The sequence below is a fragment of the Bradyrhizobium sp. 482_C4_N1_8 genome (assembly GCF_052075965.1).
Lineage (GTDB): Bacteria > Pseudomonadota > Alphaproteobacteria > Rhizobiales > Xanthobacteraceae > Bradyrhizobium > Bradyrhizobium barranii.
In genome coordinates this window covers 4,354,748-4,376,239 of the sequence record NZ_CP197231.1, presented here as the reverse complement: position 1 = coordinate 4,376,239, position 21,492 = coordinate 4,354,748, and the positions used below count along the sequence as shown (strand labels likewise).

Sequence of the window (21,492 nt, the reverse complement as noted above, 5' to 3'; positions counted from 1 at the left end):
ATCATCTTGTCAGTCCCTTCGGTCATTTCCGTCATTGACGATGATCCATCCGTCCGCCTTGCGACCAACAATCTGCTGACGTCGCGGGGATACACCGTCTACATCTTTGGCTCCGCTCTCGAATTTCTCCAGTCGGCCGAACTGAGGACGACGTCCTGCGTGATCGCGGATGTGCAGATGTCGGTCATGAGCGGCGTTGATCTCCTGATGCATATGCGCGGCCTCGGTCACCGCACGCCGTTTATCTTCATGACCGCCTTTCCCGACGATGCCGTGCGCGACCGCGCGCTGAAAGCTGGCGCCATCTGCTTTCTCGCGAAGCCGTTTTCCACGCCGGCTCTGATCAATTGTCTGGAGACGGCCCTGTCGAAGCACAGCGAAGCCAAGACGTAACGCGGCGCCGCGTGAACCTGATTGTTCCACAGGGTGCGGCCACTTGACGTTGTGGCCGCATCCGAAAAGGCAATCCGCCTCAATCCACCTTGATGTCGGCGGCCTTGATAATCGGCCACCATTTTGCGATTTCCGCCTTCTGGCGCGCGCCGAGCGCTTCGGGCGTGAGCTGATCCTTGGGCGTCATCTCGAGGCCCTGGCTTTCGAGCTGCTTCTTCACGGCGGGATCGTTCAGCGCTTCCACGGCGGCCGCATTGAGCTTGGTGACGATCTCCTTCGGCGTGCCCTTCGGCACCCACAGGCCCGACCACAACGTCATGTTGAAGCCTTTCAGTCCCGCCTCGGCTGCCGTCGGAATGTCCGGCGCCGACGAGAGCCGCTTGTCGTCGGTGATGGCATAGGCGCGGATCGTGCCGGCGCGGACCTGGTTGATGGAGTTGGAGGTCTGATCGATGATGACGTCGATCTGGCCGGCGATGAGATCGTTCAGCGCGGGCGCCGTGCCGCGATACGGCACATATTGCAGCTTGATGCCGCTGACGCTCTCGAAATAGACACCGGCGATATGGCTGCCGGAGCCCGCGCCGGCGGTGCCGGCGGTCGGCGGCGACGGCCGCGACTTCAGCCACTCGATGAGCTCCTTCAACGAGGTCGCGGGCACCGCGTTCTTGCTGACGACGATCATCGGATTGCTCGGCAGCAGCACCACCGGCTCGAGATCGGCAACGAGGTCATATTTGAGCTTGTAGACGGCGCCGTTGGCAACATGGGTGCCGAGATGGCCGAAGGAGATCGTGTAGCCGTCCGGCGCCGATTGGACGGCGCGCCCGACGCCGATCGAACCGCCCGCGCCGGTGACATTCTCGATCACCAGCGGCTGGCCGAGCGTCACCCGCATGCGCTCGGCGAGCACGCGCGCCATCGCATCCGACGGCCCGCCGGCCGCGAAGGGAACGATGACGGTGATGGGATGCGAGGGATAGTCGTCGGCGCGCGCGGCGCCGGTCACAGCGAGAATACCGAACAGCCCAGCCCAGATGGCCTTCTTCATTGTCTTCTCCCCAGCGATGTCTTTGTTGTTTTTTGTGCCCTCCCGCGTACGGGAAGAGGGATCGGTCGTGAAGAGACGAAATGACGCGCCAGAGCGCGACCATCGCGCTCCGGCGGTCTGGTCGTGCCTAGAACTGCGTGTAGTCGATCGGCTTGTGGCGATCGAGCGTGCGGGTCACCGGCGGCAGCGGGTACTTCAGGCCCGTCGCGCAGTTGAAGAGCATCACGCGGTCGGTCTTGCTGACGCGGCCGTCGGCAAGGCTGTCCTTGTAGGCGGCGTAGGTGGCGGCGCCCTCGGGGCACAGCAGCAGCCCCTCCTCGCGTGCGACCTCGTTCAGCGCCGCCGAGATCTTGTCGTCGTCGACCGCGATGGCAAAACCCTTGCTCTCGCGCACCGCGCGCAGGATCAGGAAATCGCCGATCGCCTGCGGCACGCGAATGCCGGACGCGATCGTGTGGGCGTCCTCCCAGCGCGTCGCATGCTCGGTGCCGGCATCATAGGCCCGCACCATCGGCGCGCAGCCCGACGCCTGCACCGCGACCATACGCGGGCGCTTGGAGCCGATGAACCCGATCTTCTCCAGCTCGTCGAAAGCCTTCCACATGCCGATCAGGCCGGTGCCGCCGCCGGTCGGATAGAAGATCACGTCGGGCACCTCCCAGCCGAGCTGCTCGGCGAGCTCCAGGCCCATCGTCTTCTTGCCCTCGATGCGGTACGGCTCCTTGAGCGTGGACGTGTCGAACCAGCCGACTTTTGCCTTGCCTTCGCCGACGATCTTGCCGCAATCGTCGATATAGCCGTTGACGCGATAGACGGTCGCGCCCTGAAGCTCGATCTCGCTGACGTTCACTTCCGGCGTGTCCGCCGGGCAAAAGATCGTGGTCTTGATGCCGCACGACGTGGCGTAAGCTGCGAGCGCCGCGCCGGCATTGCCGTTGGTCGGCATCGCCATGTGTTTGATGCCGAGCGCCTTGCCCATCGACACCGCCATCACGAGGCCCCGCGCCTTGAACGAGCCGGTCGGCAGGCGTCCCTCGTCCTTGACGATAATCTCGCCGCCGCCGAGCTTGGCGCCGAGCTTCGGCAGCCGGATCAGCGGCGTCGTGACCTCGCCGAGCGAGACGATGTCCTTGCATTTGCGCACAGGCAAGAGCTCGCGGTAGCGCCACATGTCGCCAGGACGCTGGGCAAGCGCGTCCTTGGTCAGCGCCTTCTTCACGCCCGCGAGGTCGTAGCGCACCAAAAGCGGCTTGCCGGCCTTGGAGAGATTGTGGACCTGGTCGGCAGCGTAATGATCGCCCTCCATCGCGCATTCCAGGTGCGTGACGAAGGTCGGGCGTTCGATGGTCAGGTTGTCGTTATCGTGCATGGGTTGACCCCTCTTGTTGTTCTGCTTGGTTGCTATTGAACTCGTCACCCTGAGGTGCCGGAGCGAAGCGGAGGCCTCGAAGGGCGACGAGCCCGGCTGCTGCATCTCGGCCGTTCACCCTTCGAGGCTCGCTTTGCTCGCACCTCAGGATGACGGATCGGGCACGGCGCCGCCGTCCAATCCTCAAATATTCAAAACCCTTCCATACGCATCGAGCACGGCTTCCTTCATCATCTCCGACAGGGTCGGATGCGGGAACACCGTGTGCATCAGCTCTTCTTCGGTCGTCTCCAGGTTCATCGCGACGACGTAGCCCTGGATCAGCTCGGTGACTTCAGCACCGACCATGTGGGCGCCGAGGAGCTGACCGGTCTTCTTGTCGAAGATCACCTTGACCAGGCCCTGATCCTCACCCAGCGCAATCGCCTTGCCGTTGCCGACGAAGGGGAAACGGCCGACGCGGATCTCTCGGCCGCTTTCCTTGGCCTTGGCTTCGGTGAGGCCGACGGAGGCGACCTGCGGCTGGCAATAGGTGCAGCCCGGGATCAGGTTCTTGTCCATGGGATGCGGATGCAAGCCCTTGATGGCCTCGACGCAGATCACGCCTTCATGCTCGGCCTTGTGCGCCAGCATCGGGGGACCGGCGACATCGCCAATGGCGTAGATGCCGGGGACGTTGGTCTTGCCGTAGCCGTCGATCACGATACAGCCCCGGTCAGTCTTCACACCGAGCTTTTCCAGGCCGAGATTCTCGATATTACCGACGACGCCGACCGCCGAGATCACGCGCTCGAACTCGGTGGTAACGGGCTTGCCCTTGCCGTCGTCGATGGTGGCGACGACGCTGTCGGCCTTCTTCTCCAGCTTCGTGACCTTGGTCGAGGACATGATCTTGATGCCCTGCTTTTCCAGACGCTTGCGGGCGAGGCCCGCGATCTCGGCGTCCTCGACGGGCAGGATCTGCGGCAGCACCTCGACCACGGTGACCTCGGAGCCCATGGTGTGGAAGAACGAGGCGAACTCGATGCCGATCGCGCCGGAGCCGACGACCAGCAGCGACTTCGGCATCTTCTCCGGGACCATCGCTTCAAAATAGGTCCAGATCAGCTTCTTGTCAGGCTCGAGCCCGGGCAGCACGCGCGGCCGCGCGCCGGTTGCAATAATGATGTGCTTGGCCTGGTAAGCCCCCTCGCCCAGCGCGCCCTTCGGGCCCTCGACGTCGGACTTCTTCACGGTGACCTTACCGGGCGCGTCGATCGAGGCCGCGCCCCAGATCACGCTGACCTTGTTCTTCTTCATCAGGAAGCCGACGCCGTCATTCAGCCGCTTCGAGACGCCGCGCGAACGCTGCACCACCGCCTTCGGGTCGAACGAGACCTTCTCCGCCGACAGGCCGTAATCCTTGGCGTGCTGCATGTAGTGGTAGATCTCGGCGGAGCGCAGCAACGCTTTGGTCGGGATGCAGCCCCAGTTCAGGCAGATGCCGCCGAGATAGGACTTCTCGACGATCGCGACCTTGAAGCCGAGCTGGGCGGCGCGGATCGCGGTGACATAGCCGCCGGGGCCGGAGCCGATGATGATGACGTCGAAGGATGTATCGGCCATGGCGGCTCCCGTTCAACTCAAGCGGTCGTTGCGCCGCGGGCGCGGCGATTGCGGATGTAGGTTCTGATCAGCCATTCCGAGAGAATGGCGGCCGCCATGACGGCGAAGATGGTGAGCGCGATCGGCGCCCAGATGTTACGCGACAGCGCCTCGCCGGCGAAGAAGGCGGAGTCAACGATGTCGCGGCCGAGCGGGCTGAGCGTGAGGATCAGCGAGACCAGCATCGAGATCCAGGGCCAGCGCGTCCTCATGCGCCATCTCAGACCATCATCATGACGGGATTTTCGATCAGCTGCTTGAACGCGCCGATCAGCTCGGCGCCAAGCGCGCCGTCGATGGCGCGGTGATCACAGGACAAGGTCACGCTCATCATGTGCGCGATCTCGATCTTGCCGCCACGCACGACCGGGCGCTCCTCGCTGGTGCCGACCGCGAGAATGGTCGCATGCGGCGGGTTGATCACGGCGGTGAAGTGGCTGATGCCGAACATGCCGAGGTTGGAGACTGCGGTGGTGCCGCCCTGGTATTCCTCGGGCTTCAGCTTGCGCGAGCGGGCGCGCGCGGCAAAATCCTTCATCTCGTTGGAGATGGTGGAGAGCGTCTTGGTCTCGGCTTTGCGGATGATCGGCGTGATCAGGCCCCCGGGCATCGCCACGGCAACACCGACGTCGGAATGGTGATGCTTGACCATGCCGCTTTCGGTCCAGCTGACATTGCAGTTCGGGATCCTCTGGAGCGCAACGGCCATCGCCTTGATGACGAAGTCGTTGACCGAGATCTTGTAGAGCGGCTTCTTCTCCTTGTCCTTGGGAGCAGCCGCATTGATCTCCTCGCGCGCGGCGAGCAACTTGCCGATGTCGCAGTCGATGGTGAGGTAGAAGTGCGGGACGTTCTGGATCGACGCAGTCAGGCGCTGCGCGATCGTGCGGCGCATGCCGTCATGCGGCACGATCTCGTAGGAGCCGGGCTCGAACAGCGACAGGATCTGCTTGTCCGACATGGTCGGCGCGATCGAGGGCGCCCCGGACGGCGCAGCGGCAGGCGCCTTCAGGCCCTTGCCGGACTTGGCCTGCTCGACGTCACGCGCCACCACGCGGCCGTGCGGGCCGGTGCCCGTCACCATCGACACGTCGATGCCTGCATCCTTGGCGAGACGGCGCGCCAGCGGCGACGAGAACACGCGGCCGCCATGGCCGTTGCTCTGCGCGGCTGGAGCTGCGGCCTGCGGCGCCGGTGCAGCGGCAGGCGACGGCGCCGCCTTGGGCGCGGCAGCGGGAGCCGGCGCGGCGGCGGGCGCTTCAGCAGCTTTCGGAGGTGCGGCCGAGGCGCTGGGCTTGGCGGCACCAGCCGCCTTCACGTCCTCGCCCTCGCCGGCCAGCACGGCGATCACGTCGTTGACCGGGACGTCCTGCGTGCCCTCGGGCACGAGGATCTTGGCGATCGTGCCTTCGTCGATCGCCTCGACCTCCATGGTCGCCTTGTCGGTCTCGATCTCGGCGATGACATCGCCGGATTTGACCTTGTCGCCTTCCTTCTTCAGCCACTTGGCGAGGTTGCCCTTCTCCATTGTCGGCGAGAGAGCGGGCATCAGGATGTTGATGGGCATGCTGACCTCAAGAAGAACTTTGCAATACGTCGTCTCCGACAGCGAAGACGACCAGGTTTAGTTGCCGATGTCGCCCTGCCACAGGCGTTCGTTGGCAGGGATGGAACGCCAATTCTTCATCATGGTGATGGAGCGATCGTCGGCAAGGTCGATCCAGGAGATGCCGAACTTGTCGAGAATGTCCTTGGAGCCCGGGAATGTGACGGATTCCCCAATCACCACCAGTTGGACCTTGAACAGAGCGAGTGCGCCAGCACACATCGAGCATGGCGACAGCGTGGTGTACATGACGGTGTCGTGGAACGAGATCACGCCGGCTTCGCGCAGGCAGCTCATCTCGCCGTGGAGGATGACGTTCTTTTCCTGCACACGGTTGTTGTGGCCGCGGGCGATGATCTCGTTGCCGCGCGTCAGCACGGCGCCGATCGGCAGGCCGCCTTGCGCGATCGAGGCCTCCGCCTCGCGGATCGCCTCCAGCATGAAATCGAAATGATGGGCTTCGATCGCCACGATCAGTGCCCCTTCCCGCGCGGTGTCGTCGTGCCCGTATCGGTCGGCCGTTCAATCTCCGCCTGGAACATCTCGAGGATCCGGCTCAGCGCATCCTCCTCGGTGTATTCGCTCTCGCGCGCATAGGCGCGCGCCGCGTGACGGGCGAGATCGACGAGAAGGAGGCCCCACATGTCGGGCTCCTCGAAGGCGCGCTGGAACGCCATCGACAGCCCGCCGTCCAGCACGAATACGCGCAGGATCTCGACCGCATCGTCGCGGGCGAGGACGTCGGGTGGCAATGGCTGCTCCTTCGGGCCCGCCATGATCTACCTGTAGCAGACGGCTTTGGCGGCCTCGACCACTTCGGCTGCCGACGGCAGCGCGAGCTTCTCCAGGTTCGCGGCATAGGGCATCGGCACGTCCTTGCCGGAGACGCGCGCGACCGGCGCATCGAGATAGTCGAAGGCGTTCTCCATGATGCGCGCGGCGATCTCGGCGCCGACGCCGCTCTGCGCCCAGCCCTCTTCCACCGTGACTGCACGGCCGGTCTTCTTGACCGAGTTGACGATGGTCTCGGTGTCCATCGGCCGCAGCGTGCGCAGGTCGATCACCTCGGCCTCGATACCGTCCTTGGCGAGTTCGTCGGCGGCTTTCAGCGCATAGGTCATGCCGTTCGACCAGGAGATGATGGTGACGTGGCTGCCCGAGCGCACGATGCGCGCCTTGCCGATCGGGATCACGAAGTCATCGAGCTTCGGCACTTCGCCGGTATGGCCGTAGAGCACCTCGTTCTCGAGGAAGATCACCGGATTGGGATCGCGGATCGCAGCCTTGAGCAGGCCCTTGTAGTCCGCTGCGGAGAACGGCGCGACCACCTTGAGACCCGGGACGTTGGAATACCAGGACGAGTAGTCCTGGCTGTGCTGGGCGGCGACGCGCGCGGCGGCGCCGTTCGGGCCGCGGAACACGATCGAGCAGCCCATCTGGCCGCCGGACATGTAGAGCGTCTTGGCCGCCGAGTTGATGATCTGGTCGATCGCCTGCATGGCGAAGTTGAAGGTCATGAACTCGACGATCGGCTTCAGCCCGGTCATGGCAGCGCCGACGCCGATGCCGGCAAAGCCGTGCTCGGTGATCGGCGTGTCGATGACGCGCTTGGCGCCGAATTCCTGCAACAGGCCCTGGGTCACTTTGTAGGCGCCCTGATATTCAGCGACTTCCTCGCCCATCACGAAGACGTCGGCGTCGCGGCGCATTTCTTCGGCCATGGCGTCGCGCAACGCTTCGCGGATGGTCTGCGTCACCATCGCGGTGCCGGCGGGCACTTCGGGATCGGGTTCGGCAACGGCCTGAGGGGCAGCCGCAGCCTTCGGCGCCGAGATCATCGGCTTGCCTTCGCCGACCGGCGAGCGGGATTCGGCGACTTCCTGCGCGACGCTCGGCACGGGCGCGGCCGGCGCCTTGGCGAGATCGGCGGCCGTCTCGCCATCGGCGAGGATGGTCGCGATCGGCGTGTTGACGGCAACGTCGGCGGTGCCCTCGGGGATCAGGATCTTGCCGAGCGTACCTTCATCGGTCGCCTCGACCTCCATGGTCGCCTTGTCGGTCTCGATCTCGGCGATGACGTCGCCAGACTTGATCGTCTCGCCCTCTTTCTTCAGCCACTTGGCAAGGTTGCCCTTCTCCATCGTGGGTGACAACGCGGGCATCAGCACTTGAATTGGCATATCGACTCCAAAAGAAAGCTTGCGCGCGTTCAGCGATAAATGTCGGTCCAGAGCTCGGCGGCATCCGGCTCGGGATCATGCTGGGCGAAGTCGGCGGACGCATTGACGATGTCGCGGACCTCGGCGTCGATCGCCTTGAGATCGGCCTCGCTCACCTTGGCTGCGAGCAGGCGGTTGCGCACCTGCTCGATCGGGTCCTGGTCGTGGCGGACTTTTTCGACCTCTTCGCGCGTTCTGTATTTGGCGGGGTCGGACATCGAGTGGCCGCGATAGCGGTAGGTCTGCATCTCCAGGATGAAGGGGCCCTTGCCGGCGCGGCACCAGGCCGCCGCCTCCTCGCCCGCGGCCTTCACGGCGCGGACGTCCATGCCGTCGACCTGCATCCCGGGGATGTTGAAGGACGCACCGCGCTTGGAGAAATCCTGCTGCGCCGAAGCGCGCGACACCGAGGTGCCCATGGCGTAGCGGTTGTTCTCGATGACGTAGATCACCGGCAGCTTCCAGAGCTCCGCCATGTTGAAGCTCTCATAGACCTGGCCCTGGTTGGCCGCGCCGTCGCCGAAATAGGTGACGCTGACATTGTCGTTACCACGATAGTGGTTGGCGAAGGCCAGACCCGTGCCGAGCGAGACCTGGGCGCCGACGATGCCGTGGCCGCCGTAGAAGTGCTTCTCCTTGCTGAACATGTGCATGGAGCCGCCCTTGCCCTTGGAATAGCCACCGCGCCGGCCGGTGAGCTCGGCCATGACGCCGTTGGCCTCCATGCCGGTGGCAAGCATATGACCGTGATCGCGATAGCCGGTGATGACCTGATCGCCCTGCTTCAGGGCCATCTGCATGCCGACCACCACGGCTTCCTGGCCGATATAGAGGTGGCAGAAGCCGCCGATCGCGCCCATGCCGTAGAGCTGGCCGGCCTTTTCCTCGAACCGCCGGATCAGGAGCATGTCGCGGAGCGCTTTGAGCTCCTGCTCTCTGGTGAATTCCGGGGGCGAACCGCCGTCGGTCTTGTCCTGTGGAGTGCTTGCGGCGGCTTTCTTGGGTGCGGCCATGGGAATTCCGGGTCAGAGAAAACTTCAGCCCTCTCTAACCCAAGTCAAACGCCCTTGGAAAGGACCGCGGCGGCATGGCGCGACTTTCATTATGCCGCACTGCAACGTGGCCGAAACTTTGCAAAACCTTTGCCGCCGATCGGGCAACTTTAGCTCACCGGTCAGCGAAGGGAACGTGGGCAGCCAACGCAGAGAAATCGGACGCGCCGTTTTGTATCCGAAATCCCACGCGCGTCCGATTCGCCGTGCCAGCCTTACCAGCCCAACTCGCGCAAATACGCCGCACGGGCGGCAACGCCGGTATGCGTGAAGTCGCTGAAGACCCCATCGACGCCGAGCCGGTAGAATTTGAGATATTCAAGGCTCGGGTCGCCGCGATAGTCGGCGGCAAGATACTTCTTCTCGTTCCGAAACGTGAAGACATGGACGAAAAGACCGAGCTTGTGCGCGTCCGCGACAAGGCTGGTCGCGTCCTGCGTCGAGGCCTCCGGCGTCGATCCCTTGTAGGGCGTGCCATCGGCGTTGCTGTCCTTCCACGGCGCGATCTTGAGCGGAACGATATAGGCCTTCCACGGACCGATGCCGTCGGCGTAGGTCTTGATCTCGGCAAGCCCCTCGGGCGTCAGCATCGCATCGTACAAGCGCGCATCGCCCGCAACCGTCCAGTCGAACGGGCGCGAATTCGTGATGTTGTTGAGGAGAACCTTGCCGGTTTTGAAGTCGATTCCGTTGCCGTCGACGAGTTGGACCTGCCGCGTCTGGAGGCCGTGGCTGCGCATATATTTCAGGCTGCCGGGTTCGAAGCTCTGGACCAGGATGGGAGCGTCCTTGGTATTGAGGCCGTTATCCCCGATGATCTTGATCAGGGCATCCTCGAGCGGACGACTGCCGGCCGCGCCGCAGCCATTGGCGATCGCCTGGGCATTGTTCCAGGTCGGGTTCTTGGTTTCGGGATAGACGAGGATGGACCGCCCGGTCTCCTTGCTCTTGACCTTGGCGATGTCGATGACGTCCTGGAAGCTGATGATCGGGAGCTTGCCGTTGAAGACTTTCGGCCGCTCGTTGGCCGCGTCATAGGTGGTGCCGCCGATCCATTGCTTCAGCTCGGCCATGGTGAAGTCGCTGATCGACCAATCGTTGGTATGATCCTCGCCGTCCACGATCAGCGACTTCAGCACCGACTTGGGATCGGCCTGGTCGCTGAGATCCGTCAGGTAGTCGGCAGGCACGCCGGTGGCCGACGGGGCCTTGACGCGCACACCGGGCACGGTGCGCTTGCGGGCAGCGACGGCCGCATTGGTCTTCGCCACCTCGGCAATGTTGGTGTTGTCGCTCAGCCAGGGGTTATGGCGCACGACCAGAACGCAATCCTTGGTCAGGTGCAAATCCTCTTCGAGCGCATCGGTCCCGAGCGCCGCGGCGAGGTCGTACGACGCCTCGGTCTCTTCAGGTACCAGGCCCGGCAGGCCGCGATGGCCAAGGACCAGTGGCGCCTTTCCATCGACGGTCAGGAAGGGCTTGGCGCCAGCTGGCGCCGCGCCGGACTGTGCAAAGGCCATCGACAGCGGCAGCACCGCCGCGCCGAACAGCATCGCTGCGACACCCATTGTCCGTCCTGAACGACTGTTCCGCATCACCAAGCCTCCGTCTTTGCCCGGCATCGCTTCGAATGCCGCGGGCGCCGAACCGAATACGGTCGGCGCTGTCGTCTTGTCTCAAGACTCTGACAGACGGATGACGGCGGAGAGGACGGCGCAAGGTTGCACCGCCCTCTCCTGCCCCATCAGATATTGCCCAATCAGATCTTGCCCGATCAGAAGAAGCCAAGCTTCTTCGGGCTGTAGCTGACCAGGAGATTCTTGGTCTGCTGGTAGTGATCGAGCATCATCTTGTGGGTCTCGCGACCGACGCCCGACTGCTTGTAGCCGCCGAACGCGGCATGCGCAGGATACGCATGGTAGCAGTTGGTCCAGACCCGTCCGGCCTGGATGGCCCGGCCGAAGCGGTAGCAGCGGTTGGCATCGCGACTCCAGACGCCGGCTCCCAGGCCATAGAGCGTGTCGTTGGCGATCGCGAGCGCTTCGTCATCGGTCTTGAAGGTCGTGACCGAGACGACGGGACCAAAAATCTCCTCCTGGAAGATTCGCATCTTGTTGTGGCCCTCGAACACCGTCGGCTGGACGTAGAAGCCGCCGGAAAGATCGCCGCCGAGCTCGGCACGACCGCCGCCGGCCAGCACCTTGGCGCCCTCCTGCTTGCCGATGTCGATATAGGAGAGGATCTTGGCGAGCTGCTCGCTAGATGCCTGCGCGCCGATCATGGTGTCGGCCGCACGCGGGTCGCCCTGCTTGATCGCGGCGACGCGCTTCAGCGCCCGCTCCATGAAGCGGTCGTAGATGTCGGCGTGGACAATCGCCCGGCTCGGACAGGTGCAGACCTCGCCCTGGTTCAGCGCAAACATCACAAAACCTTCGATCGCCTTGTCGAAGAAGTCGTCGTCCTCGGCGGTGACGTCGTTGAAGAAGATGTTCGGCGACTTGCCGCCGAGCTCGAGCGTGACCGGGATCAGGTTCTGGCTGGCATATTGCATGATGAGCCGGCCGGTCGTGGTCTCGCCGGTGAAGGCGATTTTCGCGATCCGCGGGCTGGACGCGAGCGGCTTGCCGGCTTCGAGGCCAAAGCCATTGACGATGTTGAGGACGCCGGGCGGCAGGAGATCGCCGATGATCTCGGCCCAGACCATGATCGAGGCCGGCGTCTGCTCGGCCGGCTTGAGCACGACGCAATTGCCGGCGGCAAGCGCCGGCGCGAGCTTCCAGCAGGCCATCAGCAGCGGGAAGTTCCAGGGGATGATCTGGCCGACCACGCCGAGCGGTTCGTGGAAATGATAGGCGATGGTGTCGTGGTCGATCTCGCCGATTGAGCCTTCCTGTGCGCGCACCACGCCGGCAAAATAGCGGAAATGATCGATCGCGAGTGGCAGGTCGGCGGCGCGGGTCTCGCGGATCGGCTTACCGTTGTCCCAGGTCTCGGCAATCGCAAGGCGCTCCAGATTCTCTTCCATCCGGTCGGCGATACGGTTCAGGATCGCGGCGCGCTCGGCGACGCTGGTGCGTCCCCAGGCGCCCTTGGCGGCGTGCGCCGCATCAAGCGCGGCCTCGACGTCCTGCGCATCGGAACGCGCGATCTTGCAGACGATCTGGCCGTTCACCGGCGAGGCGTTGTCAAAGTACTTGCCGGAGATTGGCGCGACGAATTTGCCGCCGATGAAATTGTCATAGCGTTCGGCGAAGGGAACCTGGGTGACGCCGAGGAATTCCACCTTGTTCATTGATCACTCCCGATGTTTGCTGTTTGCGCAATTCGTCGCGTGTTCACGACTTGCGCCGACGATGTCGCGGGAGCGTTTTCCTGTCAGCCCGGGCGGGAGCGATGGCTGGGGTAACCTGTCGCAGTTCTGCGACAGGTGACGCAGCTCCCCCACACACTCAGCCCTCATCCTGAGGAGCGCGCTCTTGCGCGCGTCTCGAAGGATGGCCGCGGGCACAGCCAGGTCTGCATGGGTTCGAGACGGCCGCTTCGCGGCCTCCTCACCATGAGGGTTGAGTTGGTGGGCGCGGAAGAAAAACAGAGCCGCAGCTCAGTGCTTCAGCTCGAACCGCTTCAGCTTCCTGTGCAGCGTGGCGCGGCTGACGCCGAGGGCTTTGGCGGCGGCAGAAACATTGCCGTCCGCGCGCAGCAGCGCCCGCTGCAACACCGCGCGCTGGCCGCCGGCAAGATGGTCATGCGCGGGTTCGCCGCCGAGGAGGTCAGCCGCGGGCACCGGCTGCAAGGGACGGCCGGGCGCAATCCCGAGTCCCACCCGCGCGGACCGGGTCGCGCCGATCACGAGATCATCCGCATCGACCGCGACGAGGCCGCCGGCCTGGCCGTCGGCGCCTTGCGTCAGCACGATGCGGGCATGGGCGAAGGCGCGGCGAAACAGATCAGCCTCGATGCGCCTCGCCGCCTCACCTGCCGCGAGCGCGATCAGATTGGAAAACGCATCGGTCCGGTCGGCGCGGCAGGAGGAGACGTCGAGCACGCCCGCAAACGCCGCCTCGTGGTCGTAGATCGGAACGGCGGTGCAGCTCAGAAGCGTGTTGCGGGTGAAGAAATGCTGGTCGCGGTCGATCGTCAGCGGGCGCTGCTCGACGACGCAGGTGCCGATGCCGTTGGTGCCTTCATGATCCTCGCTCCAGAGCGCGCCGGTCCACAGGCCCCAGGATTGGAACGTCGCATCGTCCACCGCTGTGCCGCGGCGGTCGACCGGCACGCCCGCGCCGTCGGCGAGCAGCACGCAGCAGCCGCTCGCGCCGACCGCCTGATAGAGCCGGTCCATCGCGCCTTGCGCGGCGGCGAGCAGCGGCGCGACACGCTCGCGCGCCTGCCGCAACTCGACATCACTCAGCCGCATCGGCGCGCTGCGACCGGCGGGATCGAGATGATGCAATCGGGACGAACGGCGCCATGAGGCCACCAGCGCGGAGCGCGCGGCCTGGCCTGACGCAATGGCGGCCTCGACGCGGGCCGCGTGATGCCGGGACATTGGCCCATTCATCACTGTTTCCTCCGGGTGGCAGTCTAGGCTGCGCCGGCATGGCCCGGTTGATCTGCGTCAACTCAGGCAGACGGCGGCAGAAGCCATGGGGCCGTTGCTGCGTTGCCGTCAAGGCGGCAGCCCGGTTCCAAGCCTAAGACTTTCGGTAGAATTGCTACACGGTTGCGGGATTTCGGCAGCGGCTTTCGATGCCGGTTTCGAATGCAGCGAAAAGCGCTACTTCGCCGGGATCATCCGAACGAGATCGTGCGGATTGACATAGTCGAGCTGATAGCGCGCCCGCTCGTCCAGCATGTCAGGGTCGATCCGCGACGTCCGCAGCAGCGACACGCGCTGCTCGCTCTTCGCGCGCTCGCGCTTGAGCTGGGCCAGCTCACTCGTCAGCGCGATGATCTCCTGGTCGAGCTCCTGGCGGGCGTTGAGACCGTATTTGCCGGTGTAGGCGTTGACGCCGAAATAGCCGACGATAGCGGCCGCCATCGCATAGAGGGCAAGGCCGGTCAGGATCGATTTCAGGCGCGCGCGGGAGACCATCTTGGGAAGATGCGGCAGGTTGGTTAAGGGAGTGCTAATCGCCTCCCCCTTCGCGTTCCAATCCATGCCCCCAGCTGTCATGCCCGGCCTTGTGCCGGGCATCCACTTTCTTCGTCACCACGAGCCAAGACGTTGATGGCCGGGACAAGCCCGGCCATGACGAAGAAAGACCTCAGCCGTGGTGCTTGGCCACGTGCGCGGCAAACGCGTCGATATAGGCCTGGAGTACGGGCTTCAGAGATTCCTTGGTCAGGTTCCCCTCCGCATCGAAGGCATCGCCGACCGCGTTCAGATAGGTCTCGGGCTGCTGCAGGATCGGGCCGGCAATGCCCGGCAGGATGTTCTGCAGCGTCTTGGCGGCGCTGACGCCGCCGAGCGGGCCCGGCGAGTTCGAGATGATGCCGACCGGCTTGCCGTTGAACGAGCTCTTGCCATAGGGGCGCGAAGCGACGTCGATGGCGTTCTTGAGTACGCCCGGGATGGCGCGGTTGTATTCGGGGGTGACGAAGATCACGCCGTCCGACTTCTGCAGCTTCTCGCGGAAGGACAGCCAGTCCGCGGGCGGCGCGCCCTCGAGGTCCTGGTTGAAGAACGAGATGCCTGCCAGCGTGATGACCTCGAGCTTGAGCGAGGCCGGCGCGAGCTTTGCGAGCGCGTTGGCGACCTTCAGCGAGAAGCTGTCCTTGCGCAGGCTGCCGGCGATCACGACGATGTTGTAGGCCATGGATTGTCCTTGGGGGCTTGAGCGGAAGTTCCGGGGCGGCACTTAAGCGATCCCGGTCGATGGATGCAAGTGCATGAACCGGTCCTGTTTGGAAACGCTGAGTTTCTCGAAAGCAGATGGTCGCTACGATCCAAAAACAATCAGGCCGCCCGAAGGCGGCCTGACGTTTCTCGCAAACCCCTGGCTCGGTTCAGATCGTCGGATTCCAGGCCGACGGGATCAGGCGGTATTTCGCGCCGTCCTTCTCGACATGCCCCACCGAGGGGAAAGTGAAGTGGAAGCCGATCACGGTCGCCTTCTCGGCTGCCGCCATGTCGTAGAATTTGTGGCGCGTCGCCTGCGCCATCGCGCCGTCGTTGTCGAACGCCACGTGCCAATCCGGATTGCGCAGGAAGAACTCCGGAATGTTGGTGACGTCAGATTGGATCAGCACCTTCTTGTCGCCAGAGGCCACCGCGAACGAGGTGTGACCCGGCGTGTGGCCGGGCGTCGCGATCGAGGTGATGCCCGGGGCGACCTCCTTGCCCCACTCGTATTTCGTGACCTTGGATTCGAGGCCGGCAAAGGTCTTCTTCACGTTGGCGAAGTAGTTCTTCGTCATGTCGTTCGGAGCCTTGGCCGCGTTCTCGTCGCTCGCCCAGAACTCCCAATCCTTCGCCGGCACCATGATCTCCGCATTCGGGAACGCGAGCGCGCCGTCGGCGAGACGAATGCCGTTGGTGTGATCAGGATGGAGATGCGACAGCAGCACGACGTCGATGTTCTTCGGGTCGACGCCAGCAGCGGCGAGGTTCTGCAGCGTACGGCCGACCGCGCCCTTGCTCGGCTCGAGATTGGCAACACCGTTGCCGGTGTCGATCAGGACCAGCTTCGAGCCGGTGTTGATGAGCTGCGGATTGAACGGCACCGTGACCATGCCCTTCGGCATGTACGCCGCCTCACCCGCGGCCAGCGCTTCCTCCTTCGGCAGGTTGACCACGAACTTGTCGGGCATCGGGAAGGTGCGCGCGCCGTCGTTGATCGAGGTGCACTCGTAGCTGCCGACCTTGTAGCGATAGAAGCCGGGCGCCTGTGCCCCGCTTTGCGGCACCGAGGCACTGGCGGTGGTCGGTCCAAGTCCGGTTACGGCCGCCGCGCCCATAGCGGCAGCGCCCGCGAGCAGGTCGCGGCGATTCAGATCAGTCATGGAAGTGTCCCCTTCTTTGCTTGCGGTTGCCCCGCTTTCAATTGCGGCGCAAATGTTCCCGCGCTTCGCTCAGAAGGCAAGTCCTTCTTTGGATGGTGTGCCGTGGCACATCACGAAGATTTATTTGGGTTGATGAGGAATTTTTCGCCGGTGGCCCGTTTGGCGTAGACCGCGATGTTGGCGGGATCGAGCGCCTCCTGAAGCGACACCACCTTGGTGTAGTGGCTGGCGAAGGTCGTCTTCAATTCGTCGACGACGCGCTGGCGCAGCCTGGCTCCGTCCGCCTGCCCGATCTTCATCAGGAACGGAAACAGCAGCCAGCCGCCGACGCCCCAGGCCATGCCGAAGCCGCGCGGCAGCTCGATCGGGCGGATATCGAGCGCGCCGTAGACGTAGACCTGCTTGTGCACGTTGGAGCCGTAGCGGCTGTATTCCTTGGCGGTCTTGTTGATCGCGGCTTCCATGCAGTTGAGGATGTCGCCGGCCAGCTTGCCGCCGCCGATGGCATCGAAGGCGATGGTGGCGCCGGTCTCGACCAGCGCATTGGTGAGATCGCCGAGGAAGCTCGGTGCGGTGGAATCGACGACGTATTTGGCGCCGATCTTGTGCAGGATGTCGGCCTGCTCCTTGCTGCGCACGATGTTGACCAGCGGAATGCCGTCCTTGATGCAGATCTTGTTCAGCATCTGGCCGAGATTGGAGGCGGCCGCAGTGTGCACCAGCGCCTTGTGCCCCTCGCGCCGCATGGTCTCGGTCATGCCGAGCGCCGTGAGCGGATTGACGAAGCAGGAGGCGCCTTCGGCCGGCGTGGTGCCCGCCGGCAGCGGCAGGCACTCGCGCACTTTCAGCGTGCGGTACTGCGCGTACATCGCTCCGCCGATCATCGCGACGGTCTTGCCCATCAATGCTTTCGCGGCATCGGACGAGCCGGTCTTGATGACGACGCCCGCGCCTTCGTTACCAACCGGCATGGCTTCGTCGAGCCGGCCGGCCATCGCCCGCATCGCGCCCTCCGGCACCTTCGCGGTGATGACGGGAGCGTCCTTGGTGCCGGACGCCTTCGCCGTGCTCATATCGGCCGCGCCGACGAGAAGGCCGAGGTCGGACGGGTTGATCGGCGCCGCCTCGACGCGGACGACGACCTCGTCCGCGGCGGGCTCGGGGGTCGGCACGTCGACGAGCGAGATTTCCAGTTCACCGCTCTTCTTGATCAGCGAACGCAGTTGCAGTCCGGTCTTGCCGTCACTCATGTCGATCCTCCCTTGTCCTAGCTGGAGCGCCGGCTTATGCCAGCGCCTTCAATGCCGCCTTGCCGCCGTAGAGCGCCTGCTTGCCGAGCTGTTGCTCAATGCGCAGGAGCTGATTGTATTTGGCGGTGCGGTCCGAACGCGCAAGGGAGCCGGTCTTGATCTGCCCGCAATTGGTGGCGACCGCGAGGTCGGCGATGGTCGAATCCTCGGTCTCGCCGGAGCGGTGCGACATCACCGAGGTATAGCCGGCCTTGTGCGCCATCTCGACGGCAGCGAGCGTCTCGGTCAGCGTACCGATCTGGTTGACCTTGATCAGGATCGAATTGGCGCGGCCGGCCTTGATGCCTTCGGCCAGGCGCTTGACGTTGGTGACGAAGAGATCGTCGCCGACGAGCTGGCACTTCTTGCCGATGAGGTCGGTGAGCTCCTTCCAGCCGTCCATGTCGTCTTCCGACATGCCGTCCTCGATGGTCACGATCGGATAGCGCGACACCAGGTCTGCGAGGTACTTGGCCTGCTCGGAGATCGAGCGGGTCTTGCCCTCGCCTTCATAGACGTATTTGCCGTCCTTGAAGAACTCGGTCGAGGCGCAGTCGAGGCCGATCACGATGTCGGTTCCGGCCTTGTAGCCGGCCTTGCCGATCGCGTTCATGACGAATTCGAGCGCGGCGTCCGCCGACGGCAGGTTCGGGGCGAAACCGCCCTCGTCGCCGACATTGGTGTTGTGGCCGGCTTTCTTAAGCTCGGACTTCAGGGTGTGGAACACTTCCGCGCCGTAGCGCAGGCCCTCGGCGAAGGACGACGCGCCGACGGGGAGGATCATGAACTCCTGGAAGTCGATCGGATTGTCGGCATGCACGCCGCCATTGATGATGTTCATCATCGGCACCGGCAACAGACGCGCCGAGGTGCCGCCGACGTAACGATAGAGCGGCATGTCGAGCGAGTTTGCGGCAGCCTTGGCGCAGGCAAGCGAGACGCCGAGGATGGCATTGGCGCCCAGCCGGCTCTTGTTCGGCGTACCGTCGAGGTCGATCATGATCTGGTCGATCTGGGCTTGCTGCTCGGCATCGAGGCCGCTCAGGGCCTCGAAGATCTCGCCATTGACGGCGCCGACGGCCTTGGTGACGCCCTTGCCGAGATAGCGGGCCTTGTCGCCATCGCGCAGTTCAACCGCCTCATGGGCGCCGGTGGAGGCGCCGGACGGCACCGCGGCACGGCCGAGCGCACCATCTTCCAGCACGACGTCGACCTCGACGGTGGGATTGCCACGGCTGTCGAGAATTTCGCGGCCAATGATGTCGATGATGGCGGTCATGATGTGCACTTCCGTTCGTTAGGGCTGATCGGTGCCGGGGGTCTTACACGGGCCGCAAGCAAATGTGAACGCTTGGACGGCGTGCTTCGGCTGACGCGTGAGCGGGCTCGGACTATCCTTGAAGTCGCCTGCTCAGCGCGTCCAACCTCAATCTGAAACAGTCGGGGTAACGCCATGAACCGCCGCCAGTTTCTTGCCTCGAGCGCTGCCCTCCTCGCTGTTCGCCCAAGTTTTGCGCAGGAAGGCCTGTTCCGGACAAAATATTTCCCCATCAGCGCCGGCATCGGCCTGCACGACCTCGCCCCCGCTCGCGACGGCACAGTCTGGTTCACGGCGCAGGGCAAGGGCATGCTGGGCAGGCTCGACCCCCGGGATGGCAGTTTCAAGACAGTCAGCCTCGGCCAGGGCGCCGCGCCGCACGGCGTGACGATCGGCCCCGACGGTGCCCCCTGGATCACCGAGGGCGGCCAGAACGCGATCGCCCGGGTCGATCCCGGCGATCTCAAGGTCACGCTGTTCCGCCTGCCCGAGAAATTCGCCTACGCCAATCTCAACACCGGCGTGTTCGACAAGGACGGCACCTACTGGTTCACCGGCCAGTCCGGCTATTACGGCCGGCTCAAGCCGGGATCGGGCGAGATGGACGTGTTCAGGGCGCCCAGGGGTGTTGGCCCCTACGGCATCGCGGTGACACCCAGGGGTGAGGTCTGGTACGCCTCGCTGGCCGGCAGCCATATCGCGAAGATTGATCTTGCGACCGGCAATGCTGCCATTGTCGAGCCGCCGACGCCGAGCCAGGGGTCGCGGCGGGTCTGGTCAGATTCGCAAAGCCGGATCTGGGTCAGCGAGTGGAACAGCGGTCACGTCTCGGTGCACGATCCCGCCAACGGCTCCTGGAAAACCTGGAAGCTGCCGGGCGATCGCCCTCGCACCTATGCCGTCTATGTCGACGACAAGGACAAGGTCTGGCTGACCGATTTCTCCGCCAATGCCATCGTCCGCTTCGATCCCGCGACAGAGCGGTTCAACGTTTTCGCCAGCGACAAGGCCAATGCCAATGTGCGCCAGCTCGACGGCCGCCCGGGCGAGCTGTGGGGCTGCGAGTCCGGCAACGACCGGATCGTCATGATCCAGACGATCGCGGCCGGTTGACGACGGCGACATTTGCGTCCATCCCGGCATCCTCTGGAGCGTGATCTTATCGCGCTCCGGTTTTTTAGTTGAGCATGATCTTTCGGAAAACCTGCCCACTTTTCCGGATCATGCTCGAACAGGATGTGACGACGATGGCGAAGAAATCCCTCCAGCTCGGCCGCGCGGTCGAATGGCCGCACACACCGGAAGAAGCCCAGCTCGACCGCGTGCCCAATCCGCAAAAGGGCACGGACTATCTGGTGCGCTTCACCGTGCCGGAATTCACCTCGCTCTGCCCGGTCACGGGACAACCGGATTTCGCGCATCTGATGATCGATTACGCCCCCGGCCCGTGGCTGCTGGAGTCGAAGTCGCTCAAGCTCTATATCGCGAGCTTCCGCAATCACGGCGCATTCCACGAGGATTGCACCGTCATGATCGGCAAGCGCATCGCGAGCGAGATCAAGCCGAAGTTCTTGCGCATCGGCGGCTACTGGTATCCGCGCGGCGGCATCCCGATCGACGTGTTCTGGCAGACCGGCCGCGTGCCGAAGGGATTGTGGGTGCCGGAGCAAGGCGTCGCGCCGTATCGCGGACGAGGTTAGTTGGAGACGAATGACGATGACATCGATATCAGCAACATTCCGCAACATTGCCTTCGGCGTTCTAACCGTCCTGTGGCTGACCGGCGCGGCCGAAGCTGCCGAGGTCCATGTGATGATCTCGGGCGGATTGACGGCTGCCTACAAGGCGCTCGTGCCGGAATTCGAGAAGGCCACCGGCAACAAAGTGCTGACGGAATATGGGCCGTCGATGGGGACGACCACCAATGCGATCCCGGTCCGGCTGGAGCGCGGCGAACCCGCGGATGTCCTAATCATGGTGGGCTATGCCCTCACCGACCTCGCCGGCAAGGGCAAGGTCGTGGCCGGCAGCCAGGTCGACCTCACCAGATCGCCGATCGGCGTTGCCGTGAAATCGGGTGCGTCGAAGCCGGACATCAGCTCGGTGGAGGCCGTCAAGCGCGCGCTGCTGGCGGCCAAGACGATCGCCTATTCCGATAGCGCCAGCGGCGTCTATGTCTCGACCGAGATGTTCGACAAGCTCGGCATCGCCGATGTCATGAAGGACAAGGCACGAAAGATTCCGGCAACGCCGGTCGGCGAGATCGTCGCGCACGGCGAGGCCGAGCTCGGCTTCCAGCAGATCAGCGAGCTGAAGCCCGTGAAGGGCATCGATATCGTGGGACCGCTGCCGAACGAATTGCAGAAGATCACGATCTTCTCGGCCGGGATCGCGGCCGGTTCGAAGGAGCCCGAGGCCGGCCATGCCCTCATAAAATTCCTCGCCTCCCCCGCCGCGCGCGAAGCGATCATCGCAAGCGGGATGGAGCCGATCCCGGCTGGGGGCGCGAATTGAGGCAGGCCTACTCCGTGCGCTGCTCCTGACAC

The 21,492-nt window shown here is 64.3% G+C and carries 21 protein-coding genes; 4 read left to right on the top strand and 17 right to left on the bottom strand.

What is annotated here, in order from left to right:
• Positions 1–6: 6 nt before the first annotated feature.
• Positions 7–393, top strand: coding sequence for a response regulator transcription factor (locus tag AB7Z56_RS20895; protein ID WP_208087041.1), 387 nt, complete (start codon positions 7–9; stop codon positions 391–393).
• Between the two features lie 79 nt (positions 394–472).
• Here AB7Z56_RS20895 and AB7Z56_RS20890 read toward each other — a convergent pair whose 3' ends face one another.
• The 17 genes from AB7Z56_RS20890 to eno all read right to left on the bottom strand — a co-directional run bounded on the left by AB7Z56_RS20890 (position 473) and on the right by eno (position 18,907).
• The gene (locus AB7Z56_RS20890; protein WP_259257381.1) at positions 473–1,444 is read right to left on the bottom strand and encodes a tripartite tricarboxylate transporter substrate binding protein BugD; all 972 of its coding nucleotides are present in this window, start codon (positions 1,442–1,444) and stop codon (positions 473–475) included.
• 127 nt (positions 1,445–1,571) lie between these two features.
• Positions 1,572–2,813, bottom strand: coding sequence for a threonine synthase (locus AB7Z56_RS20885; protein ID WP_283016629.1), 1,242 nt, complete (start codon positions 2,811–2,813; stop codon positions 1,572–1,574).
• Between the two features lie 183 nt (positions 2,814–2,996).
• On the bottom strand, positions 2,997–4,418 hold the full coding sequence (gene lpdA, locus AB7Z56_RS20880; protein WP_283016630.1) for a dihydrolipoyl dehydrogenase: 1,422 nt from the start codon (positions 4,416–4,418) through the stop codon (positions 2,997–2,999).
• A gap of 17 nt (positions 4,419–4,435) precedes the next feature.
• Positions 4,436–4,669, bottom strand: coding sequence for a hypothetical protein (locus AB7Z56_RS20875; RefSeq protein ID WP_063983083.1), 234 nt, complete (start codon positions 4,667–4,669; stop codon positions 4,436–4,438).
• An 8-nt stretch (positions 4,670–4,677) separates the two neighbouring features.
• Positions 4,678–6,024 carry a pyruvate dehydrogenase complex dihydrolipoamide acetyltransferase gene (locus AB7Z56_RS20870; protein ID WP_283016631.1) on the bottom strand — a complete coding sequence of 449 codons (1,347 nt, stop codon included), beginning with the start codon at positions 6,022–6,024 and terminating at the stop codon, positions 4,678–4,680.
• 57 nt (positions 6,025–6,081) lie between these two features.
• A complete protein-coding gene (locus AB7Z56_RS20865; protein ID WP_283016632.1) occupies positions 6,082–6,534 on the bottom strand; it encodes a nucleoside deaminase in 453 nt (150 codons plus the stop codon).
• Between the two features lie 2 nt (positions 6,535–6,536).
• Positions 6,537–6,839 carry a DUF5076 domain-containing protein gene (locus AB7Z56_RS20860; protein WP_028149595.1) on the bottom strand — a complete coding sequence of 101 codons (303 nt, stop codon included), beginning with the start codon at positions 6,837–6,839 and terminating at the stop codon, positions 6,537–6,539.
• A 3-nt stretch (positions 6,840–6,842) separates the two neighbouring features.
• The gene (locus AB7Z56_RS20855) at positions 6,843–8,243 is read right to left on the bottom strand and encodes a pyruvate dehydrogenase complex E1 component subunit beta (RefSeq protein WP_283016633.1); all 1,401 of its coding nucleotides are present in this window, start codon (positions 8,241–8,243) and stop codon (positions 6,843–6,845) included.
• Between the two features lie 29 nt (positions 8,244–8,272).
• The gene (gene pdhA, locus AB7Z56_RS20850; RefSeq protein ID WP_063983080.1) at positions 8,273–9,295 is read right to left on the bottom strand and encodes a pyruvate dehydrogenase (acetyl-transferring) E1 component subunit alpha; all 1,023 of its coding nucleotides are present in this window, start codon (positions 9,293–9,295) and stop codon (positions 8,273–8,275) included.
• 254 nt (positions 9,296–9,549) lie between these two features.
• Positions 9,550–10,902: a glycerophosphodiester phosphodiesterase family protein gene (locus AB7Z56_RS20845; RefSeq protein ID WP_354123715.1), complete on the bottom strand. Its 1,353-nt coding sequence runs from the start codon at positions 10,900–10,902 to the stop codon at positions 9,550–9,552.
• Positions 10,903–11,108: 206 nt separating this feature from the next.
• Positions 11,109–12,626 (bottom strand): aldehyde dehydrogenase, encoded by a 1,518-nt coding sequence (gene adh, locus AB7Z56_RS20840; RefSeq protein WP_071913544.1) that lies wholly within the window; start codon positions 12,624–12,626, stop codon positions 11,109–11,111.
• 309 nt (positions 12,627–12,935) lie between these two features.
• On the bottom strand, positions 12,936–13,895 hold the full coding sequence (locus tag AB7Z56_RS20835; protein WP_283016635.1) for a helix-turn-helix domain-containing protein: 960 nt from the start codon (positions 13,893–13,895) through the stop codon (positions 12,936–12,938).
• 216 nt (positions 13,896–14,111) lie between these two features.
• Positions 14,112–14,429, bottom strand: coding sequence for an FtsB family cell division protein (locus AB7Z56_RS20830; RefSeq protein WP_028149600.1), 318 nt, complete (start codon positions 14,427–14,429; stop codon positions 14,112–14,114).
• A 172-nt stretch (positions 14,430–14,601) separates the two neighbouring features.
• Positions 14,602–15,153 (bottom strand): NADPH-dependent FMN reductase, encoded by a 552-nt coding sequence (locus AB7Z56_RS20825; RefSeq protein WP_071913540.1) that lies wholly within the window; start codon positions 15,151–15,153, stop codon positions 14,602–14,604.
• 190 nt (positions 15,154–15,343) lie between these two features.
• The gene (locus AB7Z56_RS20820; RefSeq protein WP_283016636.1) at positions 15,344–16,339 is read right to left on the bottom strand and encodes an MBL fold metallo-hydrolase; all 996 of its coding nucleotides are present in this window, start codon (positions 16,337–16,339) and stop codon (positions 15,344–15,346) included.
• A 110-nt stretch (positions 16,340–16,449) separates the two neighbouring features.
• On the bottom strand, positions 16,450–17,589 hold the full coding sequence (locus tag AB7Z56_RS20815) for a zinc-binding dehydrogenase (RefSeq protein WP_071913536.1): 1,140 nt from the start codon (positions 17,587–17,589) through the stop codon (positions 16,450–16,452).
• Positions 17,590–17,623: 34 nt separating this feature from the next.
• Positions 17,624–18,907: a phosphopyruvate hydratase gene (gene eno / locus AB7Z56_RS20810; protein WP_085404746.1), complete on the bottom strand. Its 1,284-nt coding sequence runs from the start codon at positions 18,905–18,907 to the stop codon at positions 17,624–17,626.
• A 174-nt stretch (positions 18,908–19,081) separates the two neighbouring features.
• Here eno and AB7Z56_RS20805 point away from each other — a divergent pair, with 174 nt between their 5' ends.
• The 3 genes from AB7Z56_RS20805 (at position 19,082) to AB7Z56_RS20795 (ending at position 21,460) form a co-directional block, all read left to right on the top strand.
• Positions 19,082–20,059: a Vgb family protein gene (locus AB7Z56_RS20805; RefSeq protein ID WP_283016637.1), complete on the top strand. Its 978-nt coding sequence runs from the start codon at positions 19,082–19,084 to the stop codon at positions 20,057–20,059.
• Between the two features lie 110 nt (positions 20,060–20,169).
• Entirely contained in the window at positions 20,170–20,646 is a 477-nt protein-coding gene (gene queF / locus AB7Z56_RS20800) for a preQ(1) synthase (RefSeq protein WP_041960296.1), read from the top strand.
• A 16-nt stretch (positions 20,647–20,662) separates the two neighbouring features.
• Positions 20,663–21,460, top strand: a complete 798-nt coding sequence (locus AB7Z56_RS20795) for a substrate-binding domain-containing protein (RefSeq protein WP_283016638.1) — start codon at positions 20,663–20,665, stop codon at positions 21,458–21,460.
• The last annotated feature ends 32 nt before the right edge of the window (positions 21,461–21,492 follow it).

Excerpts from the sequence above, each read along its gene's own strand:
- AB7Z56_RS20885 (WP_283016629.1), bottom strand. The coding sequence starts at position 2,813 with ATGCACGATAACGACAACCTGACCATCGAACGCCCGACCTTCGTCACG.
- AB7Z56_RS20870 (WP_283016631.1), bottom strand. The coding sequence starts at position 6,024 with ATGCCCATCAACATCCTGATGCCCGCTCTCTCGCCGACAATGGAGAAG.
- AB7Z56_RS20820 (WP_283016636.1), bottom strand. The coding sequence starts at position 16,339 with ATGACTGATCTGAATCGCCGCGACCTGCTCGCGGGCGCTGCCGCTATG.
- AB7Z56_RS20795 (WP_283016638.1), top strand. The coding sequence starts at position 20,663 with ATGACATCGATATCAGCAACATTCCGCAACATTGCCTTCGGCGTTCTA.
- pdhA (WP_063983080.1), bottom strand. The coding sequence starts at position 9,295 with ATGGCCGCACCCAAGAAAGCCGCCGCAAGCACTCCACAGGACAAGACC.
- eno (WP_085404746.1), bottom strand. The coding sequence starts at position 18,907 with ATGACCGCCATCATCGACATCATTGGCCGCGAAATTCTCGACAGCCGT.
- lpdA (WP_283016630.1), bottom strand. The coding sequence starts at position 4,418 with ATGGCCGATACATCCTTCGACGTCATCATCATCGGCTCCGGCCCCGGC.
- AB7Z56_RS20890 (WP_259257381.1), bottom strand. The coding sequence starts at position 1,444 with ATGAAGAAGGCCATCTGGGCTGGGCTGTTCGGTATTCTCGCTGTGACC.
- queF (WP_041960296.1), top strand. The coding sequence starts at position 20,170 with ATGCTCGAACAGGATGTGACGACGATGGCGAAGAAATCCCTCCAGCTC.
- AB7Z56_RS20860 (WP_028149595.1), bottom strand. The coding sequence starts at position 6,839 with ATGGCGGGCCCGAAGGAGCAGCCATTGCCACCCGACGTCCTCGCCCGC.
- AB7Z56_RS20830 (WP_028149600.1), bottom strand. The coding sequence starts at position 14,429 with ATGGTCTCCCGCGCGCGCCTGAAATCGATCCTGACCGGCCTTGCCCTC.
- adh (WP_071913544.1), bottom strand. The coding sequence starts at position 12,626 with ATGAACAAGGTGGAATTCCTCGGCGTCACCCAGGTTCCCTTCGCCGAA.
- AB7Z56_RS20825 (WP_071913540.1), bottom strand. The coding sequence starts at position 15,153 with ATGGCCTACAACATCGTCGTGATCGCCGGCAGCCTGCGCAAGGACAGC.
- AB7Z56_RS20875 (WP_063983083.1), bottom strand. The coding sequence starts at position 4,669 with ATGAGGACGCGCTGGCCCTGGATCTCGATGCTGGTCTCGCTGATCCTC.
- AB7Z56_RS20815 (WP_071913536.1), bottom strand. The coding sequence starts at position 17,589 with ATGAGTGACGGCAAGACCGGACTGCAACTGCGTTCGCTGATCAAGAAG.
- AB7Z56_RS20835 (WP_283016635.1), bottom strand. The coding sequence starts at position 13,895 with ATGAATGGGCCAATGTCCCGGCATCACGCGGCCCGCGTCGAGGCCGCC.
- AB7Z56_RS20845 (WP_354123715.1), bottom strand. The coding sequence starts at position 10,902 with ATGGGTGTCGCAGCGATGCTGTTCGGCGCGGCGGTGCTGCCGCTGTCG.
- AB7Z56_RS20805 (WP_283016637.1), top strand. The coding sequence starts at position 19,082 with ATGAACCGCCGCCAGTTTCTTGCCTCGAGCGCTGCCCTCCTCGCTGTT.
- AB7Z56_RS20855 (WP_283016633.1), bottom strand. The coding sequence starts at position 8,243 with ATGCCAATTCAAGTGCTGATGCCCGCGTTGTCACCCACGATGGAGAAG.